Raw genomic sequence first — 16864 nt, 5'->3', positions numbered from 1 at the left:
ACTATATCTATTATATATTACTATACCAAAGCAGTCAAGTTTTCCTGATGGATTGCCAGAAAATCTTACATCGCCGCAATGGCCCGCAAGGCCCGGACAGCGGCCCGGACGTCGTCAGCCGTCGTGAACTGGGAAAAAGAAAAGCGTACCGCTCCCTGGACGGCCGTCCCCAGGGCCTGATGGATGAGGGGCGCACAGTGATAGGCCGGGCGCGTCGCCATCTGGTATGTCTGCCAAAGGATGTCGCTGACGACGGCCGATTCTGCATCACCGATATTGAGGCTGTAGACGCCGACGCGGGGTCCGGAAAAGTCGCCATACAGACGGATACCCGGGATAGCCTGGACGGCGGGTACGAAAATCCGGGCCAGTGCTTCCTGATGCGCAGCCGCAGCGGTGACGCCACCATCCAGGAGCTGCTTTATCCCGGCGTCGAGGCCGGCAATGCCCGCTACGTTGGCCGTACCTGCTTCAAAGACACCGGGGACAGCCGACGGCTGCTCCCGCTCGAAGGAATGGACGCCGTCGCCGCCGGTGATGTACGGCGTCACGAGAGCATCGCGGCGGATGACGATGCCGCCCGTCCCGCCTGGCCCGTAAAGCGACTTATGGCCCGTAAAGCAGACTGCCGTGACGATGCCATCGGATAAGTCGACGTCGATGGCGCCGGCTGTCTGGGATACATCGACGATGAGCCCCAGATGGTGACGCTGGCAGAAGGCCTTGATGCGGGGCAGGTCCAAAACATTGCCGGTCACGTTCGACGCGTGGTTGCAGACGAACCATTTCGTCCGCGGTGTCAGCCGTTCTTCCAGGGTGTCATACTGCAAGGCGCCGCCGGGACTGTCGCTGGCGATGAAAGCCAGGGATACGCCTTGGGCTTCCAACTGGTAAAGCGGCCGCAGGACGGCATTGTGTTCCCACGACGTCGTCAAAACGCCGTCGCCGGGATGGATGAGCCCTTTGAGGACCATGTTCAGGGCTGCCGTCGAGTTATGCGTAAAGGCGACATCATATTCCGGGCCGCAGTGGAACAAGGCCTTTACATCATCCTTGGCCTGCAAGACGATACCATAGGCCTTCAGGGCGTAGCCATGGGCCCCGCGGGACGGGTTGCCCACGGTTCCCGATGACAGGACATTGTAAACGGCCCGGGCGACGGCCTCCGGCTTCTGCGCCGTCGTCGCCGCATTATCGAAATAATACATAAAATCACCTCCTGGGAGATTCGTGGCTCGTGGTTCGTGGTTCGTGGTTCGTAGGGGCCGCCCAAAGGGCGGCCCGGCTCTCCTGTTAGGAGAGCTGTCAGCGCAGCTGACTGAGAGGTTAACCGCTCCGGCCCTTTGAGCCACCTCTCCTGTTAGGAGAGGCTTTCGTGGATGCAGATTTCCGAGACAGCAAAAAAGGGCTTGCCGCACGACGACAAACCCTTTTTTACATATCTTCGGGGCGGGCTCGCCACGTGCGAGCCCCTACAAACTATTTTTAAATTCCGAAACGTGCGAAGATGGTGTCGACGTGGCTGAGCATCTTCTTGACGTCGAAGCAGCCTTCGATTTCTTCGGCTGTCATGTATTTCGTGACGTCTTCGTCTTTTTTCAGGTTTCCCAGGAAGTCTTCCCCTTCGAGCCAGCGTTTCATGGCATTGCGCTGAACCCAGCGGTATGCCTGTTCGCGGACAGCGCCTTTTTCAACGAGCGTGTTGAGGATGATCGGGCTGTAGATGAGGCCGCCAGTAAGGTTGAGGTCCTTCATCATCTTGTCCGGATAGACCAGGAGCTTGTCGATGACGCGGGTGAAAGTCTGGAGCATGTAGTCCAGAGCGATAGTGCTGTCTGGCAGGATGACGCGTTCGACAGACGAATGGGAAATGTCGCGTTCGTGCCAGAGGGCGACGTCTTCCAAAGCAGCCTGGGCGTTGCCGCGGATGACGCGGGCCAAGCCGCACATGCGTTCACAAGTGATAGGATTGCGTTTGTGAGGCATGATGGAAGAGCCTTTCTGTTTGGGGCTGAAGTATTCTTCGGCTTCGCGGACTTCCGTGCGCTGGAGGTGACGGATTTCCGTAGCCATCTTGTCGATGGAGCTGGCAATGACAGCCAGGGTCGTTACATATTCAGCATGGCGGTCGCGCTGCAAGGTCTGCGACGAAATCGGCGAAGCAGCGATGCCGAGATGTTCGCAGACATATTTTTCAACAAAGGGATCAATGTCGGCATAGGTACCGACAGCACCGGAGATCTTGCCGACGGAAATCGTTTCCTTGGCATGTTTCATGCGGTCGATGTCGCGTTCGATTTCAGCCATCCAGTTGCACAGCTTGAGGCCGAACGTCGTCGCTTCGGCATGGATGCCGTGGGTACGGCCGATGCACGGCGTATATTTGAATTCAACGGCGCGGCGGCGCAATACGGCGTGGAAGTTTTCCAGGTCCTTGATGAGGATGTCCGAAGCCTGTTTGAGCATGTAGCCCAGAGCCGTGTCTTTAACGTCTGTCGAGGTCAGGCCGAGGTGTACATATTTACCGGCTTCGCCGATATTTTCCGAAAGCGTCGAGACGAAAGCCGCAATGTCATGGTGTGTTTCCGCTTCGATTTCATGGATGCGGTCGACAGAAAAAGCAGCTTTTTCGCGAATTTCCTTAGCCGCTTCTTTCGGGATGTTGCCCAGTTCGGCCTGTGCTTCACTAGCCAGGATTTCGACCTGTTTCATCGTATCCCATTCATTGTATTCTGTCCAAATATGACCCATTTCCGGTTTCGTATAGCGTTCAATCACAGTTGATCTCTCCTTTGTAGTTGACATGAGTACGGTAAAAAAACTCACCAACTTTATTATACACTATCTATGGGGCTGAAGGTAGCCGTTTTTACAAGTTTTATCATAGTTTCGCCAGAAGACTCCTTCCTCTTTTTAGGTAGGGGCATCAATGGCGATGGATTTCGCAGGTTCGATGCCTGCGAAATCCACCCTATGTCTTTTCCATCTTAGCCTTTTCACTTCGTCTACGGTATAATGGTAGGTAACAGAGGAGGTGAATCCTAGATGTACTTGACGCAATCGAATGTCATCCGCGGCTTGGCGAAACAAGACTATACGATGCTCCGGGAAATGTGCCAATACAGCAATAACCTGTACAATGTAGCGGTCTATATGATTCGGCAGCATTACTTCGATACCCAGCAATTCTTGCGGTATGAAGAAAATTACCCCATCTGCAAGGAAAATGAAAACTATGGCTTGTTGCAGGCCGGTGTCGCCCAGCAGATATTGAAAATGGCCGACCGCAGTTTTCGGGCCTTTTTCAGTCTTTTAAAGAAAGTAAAGTCCGGAGACTATAGTTCAAAGGCAGTCCGCCTGCCGTACTATCGTGAAAAAGGGGGGGCTCTTCAATCTCATCTTGTCCACGAATGCCATTACCATTAAGAATAGCTTCCTAACCGTGCCGATGAGCCGTGAATATATGAAACGCCATCACGGCCATCGGATTCGGATTCCTGTTCCCGACAGGCTGAAGGATAAGACGATTCAGGAAGTCCGCATCTGTCCTATATATGGCGGACGGTATTTCAAGATTCAGTATTGCTACTTACAGGACCCAGAACCAGTGAAAACCTCGCCAGAACGTATCCTGGCTATCGACTTAGGGCTGGACAATCTGGCCGCCTGCGTTACCAATACGGGGACGTCGTTCCTCATGGACGGTCGTAAACTCAAATCTATCAACCAGTATTGGAACAAACGCAAAGCCAGACTCCAAAGCATTGCCGCCAAGCAGGGCCGGAAGACGACGAACCAGCTCTGTCAGTTAGCGAAGAAACGCAATTTCCGGATGAAGGACATCCTTTGCAAGACAGCCCGTTACATTGTTAATTTCTGCATTGACCATCAGATAGGTACCATTGTTTGCGGCTATAATCGCGATTTTAAACGAGGACTAAAGCTGGGCAAAGTGATGAATCAGCATTTCACTCAAATCAGTCTGAGCTATCTTCGTAGTACCTTGAAACACCTGTGTGAACGCTATGGGATAACCTATCTGGAACAGGAAGAATCGTATACCTCTCAGGCCAGCTGCCTGGATTTGGACAACATTCCCGTATACCAGCCGGATACACCCTATACAGGAACGTTCAGTGGGAAACGAATCCGGCGCGGCCTGTACCGCTTCGCCAACGGCAGGACGGCCAATGCCGACATCAACGGCGCCGCCAACATACTCCGTAAAAGTAAGCAGAACTTCGATTTCGAGGGACTGTGTAAGGGGCTTTTGGACAGCCCTTTGAGAATAAGGCTATCCTGATTTCAGGAGGAAACTTAAACAGCAACCTTCTCAAGAATCTCCCGCTTCTATAAGCGGGAGAGGTTCAATCGATTACGATGGACCATTTGTCCCGCTCGGTCACATAGCCGACGACGGCCGCACAGGGAATCGAGTCTTTCAAGGCTTTTTCCAGGGCCGGTGCGTCCTTTTCGGCGACAGCGATGAGCAGTCCGCCCGAAGTCTGGGGATCGTAGAGGATGTCCATGAAGCGCTTATCAGCGCCGTCCGCCTTGACGCGTCCCGCAGCAAAGTCGCGGTTGCGGTAGGCTCCAGCCGGGATCAGCCCCATGGCTGCCATGTCCAATGCCTGTTTATGGTAGGGAATGGCGTCACTCTGAAAATGAATCGTCGTTCCACTGCCGTCGGCCATTTCACAGGCATGGCCGAGCAGGCCGAAGCCCGTAACGTCGGTACAGCTGTGGACGTCGTAGCCGACCATGATGTCGCGGGCCCCTTTATTGAGCTGGGCCATCTGGTCGTAGAGCTGCTGCAGGAGCGGCTTGGCCACGAAATCGCCCTTGGCTGCCGTCATGAGGATGCCCACGCCTAAGGGCTTGGTCAGGATGAGGACATCGCCAGGCCGGGCCGACGAGTTGCGCAGCAGTTTCTGCGGATGGACGAAACCCGTGACGGACAAGCCGTATTTCGGTTCCTTGTCTTCGATAGTATGGCCGCCGGTGATGATGACACCGCCTTCATAGGCCTTCTGGTAGCCCCCTTCGAGGATAGCCCGGATGGCTTCGCGGCCCATGGACAGATTGACGCACATGACGTTCATGGCCAGTTTGGCTTCGGCTCCCATGGCATAGACGTCGCTCAGGGCGTTGGCCGCCGCAATTTGACCGAATAAATAAGGATCATCGACGATAGGCGGGAAGAAATCGACCGTTTGGACGACAGCCAGATCGTCGCTCACCTGATAGACCGACGCGTCGTCGCTCTTATCATAGCCAACGAGGAGGCGGTCATCTTTGTGTGTTGGAAGCCCGTCCAACAATTGAGCCAGTGTCCCTGGCCCTAACTTAGCGCCTCAACCGGAGCAGGACGCCATTTGAGTCAATTTCAAACGTTCATCGTTCATGATAGATACCTCCTTGGTGTTACAGTATTCAGAATAAGGTCATCGTACAAAGACGCCTTATTGTTAGCTTTGAGTTTGCAGTTTTTAGTTTTCAGTGATGGCTAAAAATTTAAAACCATCTGCTACAAACTACAAACTATAGGCTACAAACTCATTATACTATATTTATGTAATTCTTACGGCCTGGTTTAGCTCGATTTTAGATTTATCCGTTATACTGTCCTCGTAGTCAAGAATAAGTGATTGAAGACAGGAGGAATTCATCATGACCCAGGAAAAATGGCAAGATACACTCGTTTCGATTAAAAATAAAGTCTGCACGGCCCGCAATGCAAAAATCGCTGCTGCCTTCTGCGTCGTCTGCGTCGTAGCCACGGCCGGCGGCCACTACTATCTGCACCAGCAGCATCTGGCCCGTCACGCCGAACGGGTCGACGCCATGGCCCAGATGACCAAGGCCCAGGCCGACCAGCACAACATCTCCCTCATCAGCGAAGACCAGGCCTGCGCCGCTGCCGCCCAGGCCATCGGCAAAGACGAAAGTGAACTGACGTTCAAAGAAATCGCCCTCTTCGATATGAACAGTGCCAAACACGGTCCGAAAGACGGCCGCAAAGAAAAGCCGAAAGACAAAGACCGTAAAGGCGATGAAAGAGGCGAACAGCGCGGACCGGAAGGCATGAAAGCCGGTCGTCCTGGCGCAGACGCCGCTGCCGGGGCTACGGCCAAAGCCACAGCAGACGGCCAGGCCGACAAACAAGTCGTCCCCATGACACCACCCCAGGGCCAGCCGGATAGGAATGGCCAGCCGCCGCAGGGCGCTATGCCGCAAAACACCTTCCACCCCATGTATAAAGTCCGCGTCACATCCGGCTCCGTCCGCTATGACGTCCTCGTAGACGCCACTAACGGCACCGTCATCCATACAGAAATTGAAGATTAGCTTGATACAAAAGAGGCTGTCCATGAAGACAGCCTCTTTTGTAGTTTTAAGTTTGTAGTTTTTAGTTTTTAGTTTTCTACAAACTACAAACTCCATGCTACAAACTATAGAGAAAAAGGAGCCGCGCATGATGGCAGAAACCTTCGTGCGACATCCCCCTACGAATCACTAGCCACGAGCCACGAATCACTCTATAATGAAACTATCACTACGAAAGGATGGCCTGTTTATGCTGCATATACGTGATATTTCACTGCGACACCGCCTGCTCATCACTAATTTTACCATGGTCTTTGTTCCCATCGCTATTTTGACGGCCCTGGGATTCCTGCTCATCTCAGGACTCCGCTTTTCATCGCCTCACAATGATTTGACGACGTTATGGCCGGAAAAGGGGCCGGCCCTGTCCATCCAGTATACGGTTAGTTCCCTTCGCGTCAAGGCCGAACGGCCTGGGCCGTTAAAGGTCAAGGATATGCGCGAAGACTGCCGGGTCCTGGAAGACCTGGGCATTGCCACGGCCATCGTCCGCAACGACCAGGTCGCCTATATCACGCCGGGCATCGACTTTTATGGTCTGGCCGACAGGGTCCTGAAAAAAGCCCATGGCCAGCAGACGGTCATGACCTGGGACGGCGACGGTTTCTTTTTCCGCTACACGTCCCCCCACAGCGGGACGACGGTCATCGCTGCCGGCAATACGCCGTTCATTGCTAAAAGCGGCATCCGCGAAGGCATGGCCAAGGGCGTCATGCAAATGCTGCTCCTGTTCATCGTCGGCACGGCCAGCGCCATCATCATCGCCTGCGGCTTCATCCTGTCCCGCGTCTTGTCCCGCCAGATACTGACGCCGCTGGCAGCGCTTCGGACAGCGGCAGCTGAAATCGAGAAAGGCAATCTCGACTACGAGCTCCGCCTGTCGTCGCGCGATGAACTCGGCCGGACCTGTGAAGCCTTCGACCACATGCGCCGCCAGCTGCGCTCAGCCCGCCTGGCCCAGGAAAAGTATGAGCAGAACCGCAAAGAGCTCATCGCCGGCATCTCCCATGATTTGTCGACGCCCCTGACCCTGCTCAAAGGCTATGCCAGCGGCATCCTGGTCGGCATCGCCAAGACCGCTGAAAAGCGCCATCATTACGTCGAGCTCATCTACCAGAACGCCTGCACCCTGGAAAAACTCGTCGACAGGCTGTTCCTCTTTTCCAAACTCGACTTGGGCCAAGTATCCTTTATGATGGAACGGGTATCGCTGCGCGATTATTTCGCTGATTTCGCCGCCGAAAACACGGAACGCCTGGCCGAGCGGGGCCTCATCCTGCACTATTCGCCGCCAGCCGGTCCGGCCTGGACAGCTATCGACAGGATGCAGTTCCAGCGGGTCATCGACAACCTATTGGAAAATGCCCTGAAATATAAAGAAGGCCCTACAGTCACCATGGACCTGCACCTCGCCGAAACGCCGCAGGCCGTCGTCCTGACCGCAGCCGACCACGGGCCAGGTGTCCCGGCGGCAGACCTGCCCCGCTTATTCGACAGTTTTTACCGGACCGATGCCGCCCGGACGGATGTCCAAAAGGGCAGCGGCCTGGGCCTGGCCATTGCCAAACAGATCATTACGACCCTGCACGGCCAAATCCATGCAGAAGCAACACCCGGCGGCGGCCTGACCGTCGTCATCACCTTACCGCGGATAGAGGAGGAATATCATGAAACGGATTCTGATCATTGAAGATAACTTAGAAATTGCCGAACTGGAACGGGATTTTCTCGAAGCCAGTGCCATTGAGAGCGTCATCGAAACGGATGGGACGAAAGGCTTGGAACGGGCCCTGCAGGAAAATTTCGACCTCATCCTGCTGGACATCATGCTGCCCGGGACCGACGGCTTTCACATCTGCCGCCGCATCCGCGAGGAAAAGGAAGTACCCATCCTGATGGTATCGGCCAAGCGGGAAGACATGGACAAGATACGCGGCCTGGGCCTCGGTGCCGACGACTACATCATCAAACCCTTCAGCCCGACAGAGCTCGTAGCCCGCGTCAAGGCCCACATCACACGCTATGAACGGCTCATGGGCAAGGCCCAGCAGAAAGCAGCCGATGGCGAAGTCATCCGCAGCGGCGACCTGGAAATTTATGTCGATAAGCACCGGGTCTACGTCAAAGGAGAAGAAATCGCCCTGACCAACCGCGAATTCGAGCTCCTCGTCTTCCTGGCCAAGCATCCCGGCCTAGTCTTCAGCCGGGACCGACTCTTCGAGCGCGTCTGGGGCCTCGACGCCGAAGGCGACACGGCGACAGTCATGGTCCACATCAACCGTATCCGCGAAAAAATAGAACCGGACCCGGCCAAGCCCATCTACATCGAGACGGTCTGGGGTGCCGGATACCGGTTCAAAGAATGACGCTATTTACTTTTCTTCCCGCCGCAGGATTTCCTGACCGACTGTCACGCCGGCTGCCGAAGCCTGTACCAGGCCACGGGTGATGCCGGCGCCATCGCCGATGGCAAAGAAGTTGGGAATCTTCGTTTCCAGGACATGGCTCAATTCCAGCCGGTTCGAGTAGAACTTGGCTTCCACGCCGTACAGCAGGGTATGGCGCGAATTGGCACCAGGTGCTACGGCATCGAGGGCTTCCAGCATTTCCTTGATATCCTGCATATGACGGTACGGCAGGACCAGCGATAAGTCCCCTGGCGTCGCATTGGGCATGGTCGGCCGGACCAGGCCCCGCTGGATGCGTTCCGGCGTCGACCGCCGCCCGTCGAGGAAGTCTCCCAGGCGCTGGACAATGACGCCGCCGCCGAGGATATTGGCCAGGTTGGCGATGTATTTCCCGTATTTGATCGGTTCATGGAAAGGTTCCGTGAATTTCTTGGATACGAGGATGGCGAAATTCGTGTTTTCACTCTTCTTATGGGCATAACTGTGGCCGTTGACCGTGAGCAGGCCGTCGTTATTCTCTTCGACGACGAAACCATAAGGGTTCATACAGAACGTGCGGATCCGGTCGTCAAAGGATTTGCTGAAATAGATGAGCTTCGATTCATAGACGACGTCGGTAATCGTTTCCAGGACTTCTGCCGGCATTTCCACGCGGACGCCGATATCGACGGCGTTGGACGTCAGCTTGAGGCCCATCTTTTCGACTTCGTGGACGAACCATTCCGACCCTTCCCGGCCCGGTGCGCTGACCAGATAGCGGCAGGCGTAGAACTGGCCGCCGATGAGGACGCCTTTGATTTCCCCTTTTTCTTCGACGATGTGATTGACTGCCGTATCGGCCATGATATCGACTTTCCCTTCCAGGAAATCGCGCATATTGGTCAGGATCTGGGCATTGACATCGGTCCCCAGATGGCGGATGCGGGCCGGGATGAAGCGCAGGTCAGCAGCAGCCGCTTTGCGCTTGATATCGCGGATACATTCCTTGTTCTCATCGCCATAGACCTTGCGGCCAGCACCGCCAAAGCGGCAGTAGACGTCGTCGACGTAACGTATCTTATCCATGAGGTCGGCCTTGGACATATAGTCGTCGAGATTGCCGCCGTATTCCGTCGTCAGCGTCAGTTTGCCGTCACTGAAGGCACCGGCGCCGCCCCAGCCACAGACGACATTGCGCATCTTATCCTTGGGCAGGGCCTTCTTGTTCAGGCTCGTCGCAATGCGCTCCCGTATATCCTGTCCCTTTTCGACCATGAGGATCCTAAATCCTTTATCGGCCAGTTCTAGTGCCGTAAAAATACCGGCCGGACCGGCCCCGATGATAATGACATCATATGTCTTTACTGCATGCATAATCACACATCCTTTCCAGGCAGACCCTTTGCGAACAGGAGCTCACACGTGGCAAGCGCTCTAAAGTGGCTCGTGGCTCGTGGTCGCCCCTACGGCCTGCGAACTGCGGTCTGCGGGCCGCTCTGCAAAGCGGCCCTTACCCCCTCACGCTATCATATTGTGAAAAGAAAGTCAACCTATGCTATAATGAGGTAAAACGCTATAGAAAGGATGATGACTTATGTCTCGTCGTAACCGCCCGGCTGTCCCTGATGACTCCAGCCGGGATTTAAAACGCCAGGAAGGGATTTTCCTCAGCACTTTTGCCCTCATGGTCCTCTTTCTCGTATCCTTATACCTTCCCCTTCCCGTGGCTGTCCCCATCGTACTGGCCGTCGTCCTCGTCGCCTGGACTGTCGCCATGTACGTCAAATTCCATGACTTCTACAAGATGCGCGACCGTGGCCAGCGGACGTGGTGTGTCACCATTTCCATGTACGCCAGCCTCATCCTGACCCTGGCCTGTGCCTGGTATTTCACCAAAGATGCCCCTCTGACGGATGAATATGCCCTGGTCTTCCTCTTCGGCTTCATGTTCTTCACGTACATGGTCTACCGCACCCTGAGCCCGACTATGGTCGTCGGCAACCGCCGCATCCGGTATAAGTAAAAAAAGGCGCTGTCCCATAAAGACAGCGCCTTTTTTAGTGATTAGCAGTTAGGGGTTAGCGGTTAGCCAATGACAAACCCCTTTTGAGTTGTAGGGGCGACCACGTGGGGCGCCCGCTCTGGAATATATACGGTAGGTCGTTCATCGTTGATTGCATAGGATGAAAAATATCAAGCTATCACGATGAACTACGAACGAACTACGAAATTACTGCTGAGCACGTTCTTTTTTGTAGAGGTCAGCTGTGATGGCATCGGAGCAGCATACAGCAACGACGTCAGCAACGTCTTCAGACGAGCAGCCACGGGACAAGTCGAGGATAGGTTTATCCAAGCCCTGGACCAAGGGGCCAAGAGCCGTTGCGTTAGCGAAACGCTGAACCATCTTGTAGCCGATGTTAGCAGCATCGAGGTTCGGGAAGATGAGGACGTTAGCGTGGCCGGCAACTTTGGAGCCCGGTGCTTTGTGTTCGCCAACTTCCGGTACGAGAGCAGCGTCAGCCTGGAGTTCGCCGTCGAAGTCGAAGTCGACGTTGCGTTCTTTCAGGATTTCAACAGCATGGCGTACGTTGTCGACGGATTCGCCAGCGCCAGAACCTTTGGTGGAGTAGGAAAGGAAAGCGACTTTCGGGTTGAGGATCTGGACCGTGCGGCGAGCGCGTTCTACGCAGATGCAAGCGATATCAGCGAGCTGTTCCGACGTCGGATTGGGTATAACGCCGCAGTCACCGAGTACGAGGATACCGTTATCGCCATACTGCGGAGTATTGGTCAAGAGAATGAAAGCGGAAGATACGGTCTTGTTGCCAGGACGGGGGCCGATGACCTGAAGGCCTGCGCGGATAACTTCAGCAGAAGTCGTAGCAGCACCGGATACGCAGCCGTCAGCTTCACCGAGAGCAACGAGGCCAGCTGCGAAGAAGGTGTAGTTGTTGAGCATGATTTCACGAGCTTTTTCCAGGGTCATGCCTTTCTTTTCACGACGTTTTGCGAAGTAAGCGCAAAGTTCGTCCATACGATAGTAAGTTTCAGGGTCGACGACTTCGACACCGGTGAGATCGATCTGGAATTTAGCAGCATCTTTTTTGATCTGTTCCAGTTTACCTACGAGAACGATTTTAGCAAAACCATCAGCCAAAACGCGTTCAGCAGCTTTCAATACACGACGGCTGTTCGTTTCCGGAAGGACGATTTTTTTCTGTGCTTTGGAAACGCGGGCTTTCAAATCTTCTGTAAATCTCATTTGGGTACCACTCCTTGTAAGTTCTTAGAAATTAGTAGGAATATGTCCTTATGCTAAAGAAAATATCCCATCGCTACCATCCATTATAATACAAAATTTATAGGAATCAAACATATTATTACGCATATATAAAATGAGCAGAAGAAATAGACTATGCCGATTGCGCAATCCAAAGGCCAATGTGATACGTATTTTATATCGTTCATTGCAGGGGACGCCCTTTGAGCGTCCCGCCGCAGGTCGCAGTTCGCAGTTCGCAGGCCGCAGGCCGCGGACCGTGGCGGCAAATCACTCGTCATGGGTAGAACCCTTCAGACGCCTGCGGCGCCAGCTCCCCTTCACAGGGGAGCCATTAGCCACTAGCCACTAACAACGCAAAAAGACCTGTCACAAAGTGACAGGTCTTTTTTTCCTGGTGGGCGATAACAGGATCGAACTGCTGACATCCTGCTTGTAAGGCAGGCGCTCTCCCAGCTGAGCTAATCGCCCATGATTGTGGTGACCCCTACGGGATTTGAACCCATGTTCTCGCCGTGAAAGGGCGATGTCTTAGACCGCTTGACCAAGGGGCCACGTATGTGGAATGTGGTGATCCACCCGAGATTCGAACTCGGGACACCCTGATTAAAAGTCAGGTGCTCTGCCAACTGAGCTAGTGGATCATGATTGGCAGGGGTAGTAGGATTCGAACCTACGAATGACGGAGTCAGAGTCCGTTGCCTTACCGCTTGGCGACACCCCTGTATGGCTCCTCAAGTAGGACTCGAACCTACGACAAATCGGTTAACAGCCGATTGCTCTACCAACTGAGCTATTGAGGAACAATAGCTTCCCGAAGGAAATGGAGCGGAAAACGAGACTCGAACTCGCGACCCCCACCTTGGCAAGGTGATGCTCTACCACTGAGCTACTTCCGCATGACGACTTTCTAAGTATATCACATCGGGATTGATATGTCAACGCTGTATTCCGGCGGGCCGTTGTGCCCGTCACAGTGCTTAATTATAATACCATGACGTATGAGATTTGTCAAGAAAAAAAATTACCGGCTGCATATGCGGCCGGTAATTTTTTTCTGTAGGGGACGCCCAAAGGGCGTCCCGCCTGATTTCGATATCATGGCGGGAAGCCCTTTGGGACGGCCCTACGATTTACGGCCTACGATATTTCCCCTGCCTGTCCGATGAAGCCGCGGACGACGTTGGGGATAGTCAGGTCTTTCGTTCCAGCCCCGTAGGCCACGGTGTCGTAGACGAAATCCTTCGGGCGGACGCCGGCATGCGCCAGGACTTTGACCAGGGCAGCGCCGGTCGGCGTGACCAGTTCGCCTTTGATATCCGTCGCATACCAGGGAATCCCGGCCAGGAGTTCGGCCGTCGCCGGTGCCGGGACGGGCATGATGCCGTGAGCGCAGCGGACAAAGCCGCTGCCGGCATGGAGCGGCGACGTGGCGATTTGTTCGATGCCCAGGTATTTCAGGCACCAGACCGTACCGACGATATCCAGGATACAGTCGATGGCGCCGACTTCATGAAAGTGTATCTCGTCGACGGGGACGCCATGCACCTTGGCTTCGGCTTCTGCCAGGGCCTGGAATACGGCCAGGCTCTTGGCCTTGATATCGTCCTCGATAGGTGCACCTTCGATGATCTTGGTAATTTCCGGAAGGCCCCGGTGCTGATGGTGATGATGATGGCCCGTCATATCGACGAGATGGCCCTGGCCGGCCAACTCTTCCCCATGATGCGCGTGGTGTTCATGGTGTTCGTGTCCCTGTTCATGGTCGTGATGCTCATGATGGTCGTGAGCCCCGTGGTCATGACGTTCTGCATCGAGGAGGACATTATAATAGATAGACTGGATGCCCAGCTTGTTGACGCTGTGGCACACCAAGTCATAGCCCGTCAGGTTCAGCGAGGCCATGGCCTGTTTAAAGGCTTCAAAGGGGACACCGGCCTGGATGAGCATGCCGATGAACATATTGCCGCTGATACCGGAAAAGCAATCGAGGTATAAGGTTTTCATGGAAATCGCTCCTTATTTTAAATTTTCATTCATCATCTGTACCGATGCGTCGAGCATGGTCAGGCCCATAGCCGAGCCCATGCCCTGGTCGAGGTTCTGGTCCAGTTCGACGAAGGGCTTGAGGCCCAGTTTCTTCATCTGCATCTGATGGACCGGTTCCAGATAGCGCGCCGAAGCGCAGACGTAATCGTCAATCGTCGGGCATAAGGCGCGGGCAATGAGGACGGCAGAGCCGGTGACGGCGTTGTCAAAGATGACGAGCAGCTTGCGCTGGGCTGCCGACAGGATGAAGCCGACCATGGCGGCAATGTCCGGAGCCCCGGCACGGCGCAGGAGGTCCAGGGGATCTGACGCATGGAAGTGGTGCTGGTCGATGACTTCCTTCAATTTCTCTAATTTCTGACCGGACTTCATGTGCTCCGGCAGTTCTTCCAGCTGGTCCCGGAAAAAGACAGCTGTCAATATGAAAGCCGTCAGCAGTCCCCGTTCGCCGAGGTTCCCCAGACCTACAGCCGTATAGCCTTCATCGGCCAGGTTCTGTCCGATCTGCAGGCCGCTGAAGAGGGCATCCATCATTTCATCTTCGCTCATGGCATCCTGGCGGGCCCAGAAATGGCTGCCGTGCATGACTTTTAAATTCTGTACGCCCTGCGATTCCGGGATATCTTCTTCCAGGCCCATGTCAAGGAGCATGACGCCGGCACCGATGCGGTGGGCCACCTTATTGATAGGCCCTCGGCCAGTGGCGATTTCCAGGGCGTCGGCCTTGCTGTTCTTGCCCTTGGTCTTATTTTCTCCGCCATCGACGGCATGGTCAGCTGCAAAGACGACGACGGCTTTCTGCAATTTTTCCGGATGCAGCGTCCTCTGTACACCGGCAATGCGGCCTGCCAGATAGGACAACTTGCTGTCCTGGCGTATGGTCAGACTGGCCAGGCGCTGATAGCACTCTGCCGTTTTTGCCAAATCCATCGGTTCGATGGCACTGATGACTTGTTCTAATACTTGGTCCATAATCCCCTCCGTGGCGTGAAAAGTTTGAAAAGGAGCTGTCGCAATAAGACAGCTCCTTTTTGAGTTTTAAGTTTGAAGTTTTCAGTTTGTAGTATATGGTAAAAATTTAAAAACATCTTCTACAAACTACAAACTCCATACTACAAACTAATCTTATTATAAAATTCATTATACACGAAATACACGAAAAAGCCAGTTATCGCTACATCATGACGTTCATCGTAGTCCGTTCATCGTTCATCGAAGCACTTCGACCAACGGCCTTCAAGGTATTATAACGAACGGCCGAATTCGTCGGTATCCATGATGGCTTTTTTGAAAGCTTCTTTGGTCAGCGGTTCGGGGACGCAGGTCCATTCGGTCAGGGCCGGAGCAGCATCAACGATGGAATCGACTTCGTCGGCTTTGATATCGAGGTCAGCCAGGGTCGTCGGGTAATGGCACTTCTTATAGAGGGCCGCTACCTGGTCGCGCAGTTCAAACTGTTTGTCATAGGTCAGCAGGACCAGGACGCCGAAGGAAACCGTTTCGCCATGGAGATGGCCTTCGACGACTTGCGGCAGGACCGTCGACGCGTTATAGAACATGTGAGCCAGGGACGAATTGTAGTAGTAGTCGCCGCCGCCCGTCGTACAGTTGGAAACGAGGCCCGTGCTGATGATGATATCCAGGACGACCTGCTGCAGGGCATAGGTGATCTTCTTGGCCTTGAAATCTTCCAGGGCCTGTTCACCATACTGCAAGAGCGGCGCCGTGCAGGCTTTGCCGATGGCCCGGCCCAGGAGGACCGTATGGAAGTGTTCCGCCGTACGGCTGGCCAATTCCGATTCACATTCTTTACTCATAGCATCGCCGATGCCGGCCCAGAAGAACTTGAAAGGCGAGTCGGCAATGATGGCCATATTGATGAAGGTATGGACCGGCGGCTGGTCGAGATAGTAGTAGCCGGCAAAGGATTTATCGGCTTTGTACATGACAGCCAGGGCCGTCGATGGAGCACAGTTGGAAGCCAGCGTCGGGAAAGCGAACAAGGCCTTGCCAGCCCGGTCAGCGACGACTTTACAGGTATCGATGGCACGGCCGCCGCCGACGGCGAAGACCAGGTCAGCATCCTGGACGGCCTGTTCACGGAGCAGGCGGTCGACGTGTTCATACGTCGCATCGTCGCCGTACCAGAGTACGCCGAGGACTTCCAGGTCCGTCTTGGCGATGGCATCGAGCAAGGGCTGTTTTGCCTTGGACAGGGCCGTCTTGCCGCCGATGATGACGACTTTTTTGCCGAAATGACGGGTAATCTTGCCGATAGCATCATAAGCATGGACGCCAATGGTAAAAGCCGGCAGAACCAAAGTATAGTCAGTTTGAGACATGATAAAAACCTCCTGTAATAATGAAAAAAGATAAGTTCAAAAGCTATAGCCATTATAGCATTGTCCACTGGCCGTGGCTAGGGTAAAAGGTTTAACTTTTCTATTCGCAATACCTATGAAAAATCGCTATGTTGACATTTATCCATATGACTTTTAGTAATTATATGACTTATCTAGTATGTAAATTAAACGTTCATTGCTATATATAGTATGAAAACGTTTACTATAACAAATTGTAGTTTGATAATGTATTTTGAGTTATAATCAGTTAGCGTACTATGCTGAGTGTACATCTTGCAATTCGGGAAAACTGCTCTATAATAAGGGAGCGTAATGTAGTGTACACCATTTCCAAGCGTTGTACGTTGGTATCATTTTGTTTCATACGGAAAGGGTTGCACGCATACTATTTTATC

General features: G+C 53.9%; 14 protein-coding genes and 6 tRNA genes. 6 read left to right on the top strand and 14 right to left on the bottom strand.

Annotation, left to right across the window (positions count from 1 at the left end):
* Positions 1-65: 65 nt before the first annotated feature.
* Complete coding sequence (locus tag ACFWUB_RS07135) at positions 66-1208, bottom strand: aminotransferase class V-fold PLP-dependent enzyme (RefSeq protein WP_416183723.1); 1143 nt, start codon at positions 1206-1208, stop codon at positions 66-68.
* 277 nt (positions 1209-1485) lie between these two features.
* The gene (gene purB / locus ACFWUB_RS07130) at positions 1486-2778 is read right to left on the bottom strand and encodes an adenylosuccinate lyase (RefSeq protein WP_292106059.1); all 1293 of its coding nucleotides are present in this window, start codon (positions 2776-2778) and stop codon (positions 1486-1488) included.
* 267 nt (positions 2779-3045) lie between these two features.
* Between purB and ACFWUB_RS07125 the strand changes: the two genes are divergently transcribed.
* Both ACFWUB_RS07125 and ACFWUB_RS07120 read left to right on the top strand, forming a co-directional pair.
* Positions 3046-3426, top strand: a complete 381-nt coding sequence (locus ACFWUB_RS07125) for a transposase (RefSeq protein WP_416183722.1) — start codon at positions 3046-3048, stop codon at positions 3424-3426.
* Entirely contained in the window at positions 3371-4303 is a 933-nt protein-coding gene (locus ACFWUB_RS07120; protein ID WP_416183721.1) for an RNA-guided endonuclease InsQ/TnpB family protein, read from the top strand. Before ACFWUB_RS07125 ends, ACFWUB_RS07120 begins: the two co-directional genes overlap by 56 nt.
* 64 nt (positions 4304-4367) lie before the next feature.
* Here the strand turns inward: ACFWUB_RS07120 and selD are convergent, their stop codons facing one another.
* Positions 4368-5405, bottom strand: a complete 1038-nt coding sequence (gene selD / locus ACFWUB_RS07115; RefSeq protein WP_416183720.1) for a selenide, water dikinase SelD — start codon at positions 5403-5405, stop codon at positions 4368-4370.
* Positions 5406-5670: 265 nt separating this feature from the next.
* Here selD and ACFWUB_RS07110 point away from each other — a divergent pair, with 265 nt between their 5' ends.
* From ACFWUB_RS07110 to ACFWUB_RS07100, 3 genes are all read left to right on the top strand, one after another.
* The gene (locus tag ACFWUB_RS07110; RefSeq protein ID WP_302681514.1) at positions 5671-6348 is read left to right on the top strand and encodes a hypothetical protein; all 678 of its coding nucleotides are present in this window, start codon (positions 5671-5673) and stop codon (positions 6346-6348) included.
* Positions 6349-6577: 229 nt separating this feature from the next.
* Positions 6578-8077: a sensor histidine kinase gene (locus tag ACFWUB_RS07105; protein ID WP_292106363.1), complete on the top strand. Its 1500-nt coding sequence runs from the start codon at positions 6578-6580 to the stop codon at positions 8075-8077.
* Positions 8055-8753 (top strand): response regulator transcription factor, encoded by a 699-nt coding sequence (locus tag ACFWUB_RS07100; protein WP_302485952.1) that lies wholly within the window; start codon positions 8055-8057, stop codon positions 8751-8753. The genes ACFWUB_RS07105 and ACFWUB_RS07100 overlap by 23 nt, the downstream gene beginning before the upstream one ends.
* 6 nt (positions 8754-8759) lie before the next feature.
* Here ACFWUB_RS07100 and ACFWUB_RS07095 read toward each other — a convergent pair whose 3' ends face one another.
* Positions 8760-10148 (bottom strand): NAD(P)/FAD-dependent oxidoreductase, encoded by a 1389-nt coding sequence (locus tag ACFWUB_RS07095; protein WP_416183719.1) that lies wholly within the window; start codon positions 10146-10148, stop codon positions 8760-8762.
* Between the two features lie 220 nt (positions 10149-10368).
* On the opposite strand from ACFWUB_RS07095, the gene ACFWUB_RS07090 reads away from it, so the two are divergent.
* Positions 10369-10797 carry a hypothetical protein gene (locus ACFWUB_RS07090; RefSeq protein ID WP_020309843.1) on the top strand — a complete coding sequence of 143 codons (429 nt, stop codon included), beginning with the start codon at positions 10369-10371 and terminating at the stop codon, positions 10795-10797.
* 207 nt (positions 10798-11004) lie between these two features.
* On the opposite strand, the gene pta is transcribed toward ACFWUB_RS07090, so the two are convergent.
* The 10 genes from pta to ACFWUB_RS07040 form a co-directional block, all read right to left on the bottom strand.
* A complete protein-coding gene (gene pta / locus ACFWUB_RS07085) occupies positions 11005-12039 on the bottom strand; it encodes a phosphate acetyltransferase (RefSeq protein WP_020309844.1) in 1035 nt (344 codons plus the stop codon).
* 413 nt (positions 12040-12452) lie between these two features.
* Positions 12453-12528, bottom strand: a tRNA-Val gene (locus tag ACFWUB_RS07080).
* Between the two features lie 7 nt (positions 12529-12535).
* Positions 12536-12611, bottom strand: a tRNA-Glu gene (locus tag ACFWUB_RS07075).
* Between the two features lie 14 nt (positions 12612-12625).
* Positions 12626-12701 (bottom strand) — tRNA-Lys (locus tag ACFWUB_RS07070).
* Positions 12702-12706: 5 nt separating this feature from the next.
* Positions 12707-12781, bottom strand: a tRNA-Gln gene (locus tag ACFWUB_RS07065).
* A gap of 3 nt (positions 12782-12784) precedes the next feature.
* Positions 12785-12860, bottom strand: a tRNA-Asn gene (locus ACFWUB_RS07060).
* A gap of 21 nt (positions 12861-12881) precedes the next feature.
* A tRNA-Gly gene (locus ACFWUB_RS07055) sits at positions 12882-12956 on the bottom strand.
* Positions 12957-13197: 241 nt separating this feature from the next.
* The gene (locus ACFWUB_RS07050; protein WP_020309588.1) at positions 13198-14064 is read right to left on the bottom strand and encodes a LarC family nickel insertion protein; all 867 of its coding nucleotides are present in this window, start codon (positions 14062-14064) and stop codon (positions 13198-13200) included.
* Positions 14065-14076: 12 nt separating this feature from the next.
* The gene (locus tag ACFWUB_RS07045; RefSeq protein ID WP_416183718.1) at positions 14077-15078 is read right to left on the bottom strand and encodes a nicotinate-nucleotide--dimethylbenzimidazole phosphoribosyltransferase; all 1002 of its coding nucleotides are present in this window, start codon (positions 15076-15078) and stop codon (positions 14077-14079) included.
* A gap of 272 nt (positions 15079-15350) precedes the next feature.
* Positions 15351-16448: an iron-containing alcohol dehydrogenase family protein gene (locus ACFWUB_RS07040; RefSeq protein ID WP_296820941.1), complete on the bottom strand. Its 1098-nt coding sequence runs from the start codon at positions 16446-16448 to the stop codon at positions 15351-15353.
* Positions 16449-16864 lie beyond the last annotated feature (416 nt).

Origin of the sequence: Megasphaera sp. (assembly GCF_047831605.1) — a bacterium.
Taxonomy (GTDB): domain Bacteria; phylum Bacillota; class Negativicutes; order Veillonellales; family Megasphaeraceae; genus Megasphaera; species Megasphaera intestinihominis.
This window is presented reverse-complemented; position numbering and strand designations above follow the sequence as displayed.

Coding starts and splice junctions, on each gene's coding strand:
- pta (WP_020309844.1), bottom strand. CDS start 12,039: ATGAGATTTACAGAAGATTTGAAAGCCCGCGTTTCCAAAGCACAGAAA.
- ACFWUB_RS07135 (WP_416183723.1), bottom strand. CDS start 1,208: ATGTATTATTTCGATAATGCGGCGACGACGGCGCAGAAGCCGGAGGCC.
- ACFWUB_RS07095 (WP_416183719.1), bottom strand. CDS start 10,148: ATGCATGCAGTAAAGACATATGATGTCATTATCATCGGGGCCGGTCCG.
- ACFWUB_RS07125 (WP_416183722.1), top strand. CDS start 3,046: ATGTACTTGACGCAATCGAATGTCATCCGCGGCTTGGCGAAACAAGAC.
- ACFWUB_RS07105 (WP_292106363.1), top strand. CDS start 6,578: ATGCTGCATATACGTGATATTTCACTGCGACACCGCCTGCTCATCACT.
- ACFWUB_RS07040 (WP_296820941.1), bottom strand. CDS start 16,448: ATGTCTCAAACTGACTATACTTTGGTTCTGCCGGCTTTTACCATTGGC.
- ACFWUB_RS07110 (WP_302681514.1), top strand. CDS start 5,671: ATGACCCAGGAAAAATGGCAAGATACACTCGTTTCGATTAAAAATAAA.
- ACFWUB_RS07090 (WP_020309843.1), top strand. CDS start 10,369: ATGTCTCGTCGTAACCGCCCGGCTGTCCCTGATGACTCCAGCCGGGAT.
- ACFWUB_RS07050 (WP_020309588.1), bottom strand. CDS start 14,064: ATGAAAACCTTATACCTCGATTGCTTTTCCGGTATCAGCGGCAATATG.
- ACFWUB_RS07100 (WP_302485952.1), top strand. CDS start 8,055: ATGAAACGGATTCTGATCATTGAAGATAACTTAGAAATTGCCGAACTG.
- ACFWUB_RS07045 (WP_416183718.1), bottom strand. CDS start 15,078: ATGGACCAAGTATTAGAACAAGTCATCAGTGCCATCGAACCGATGGAT.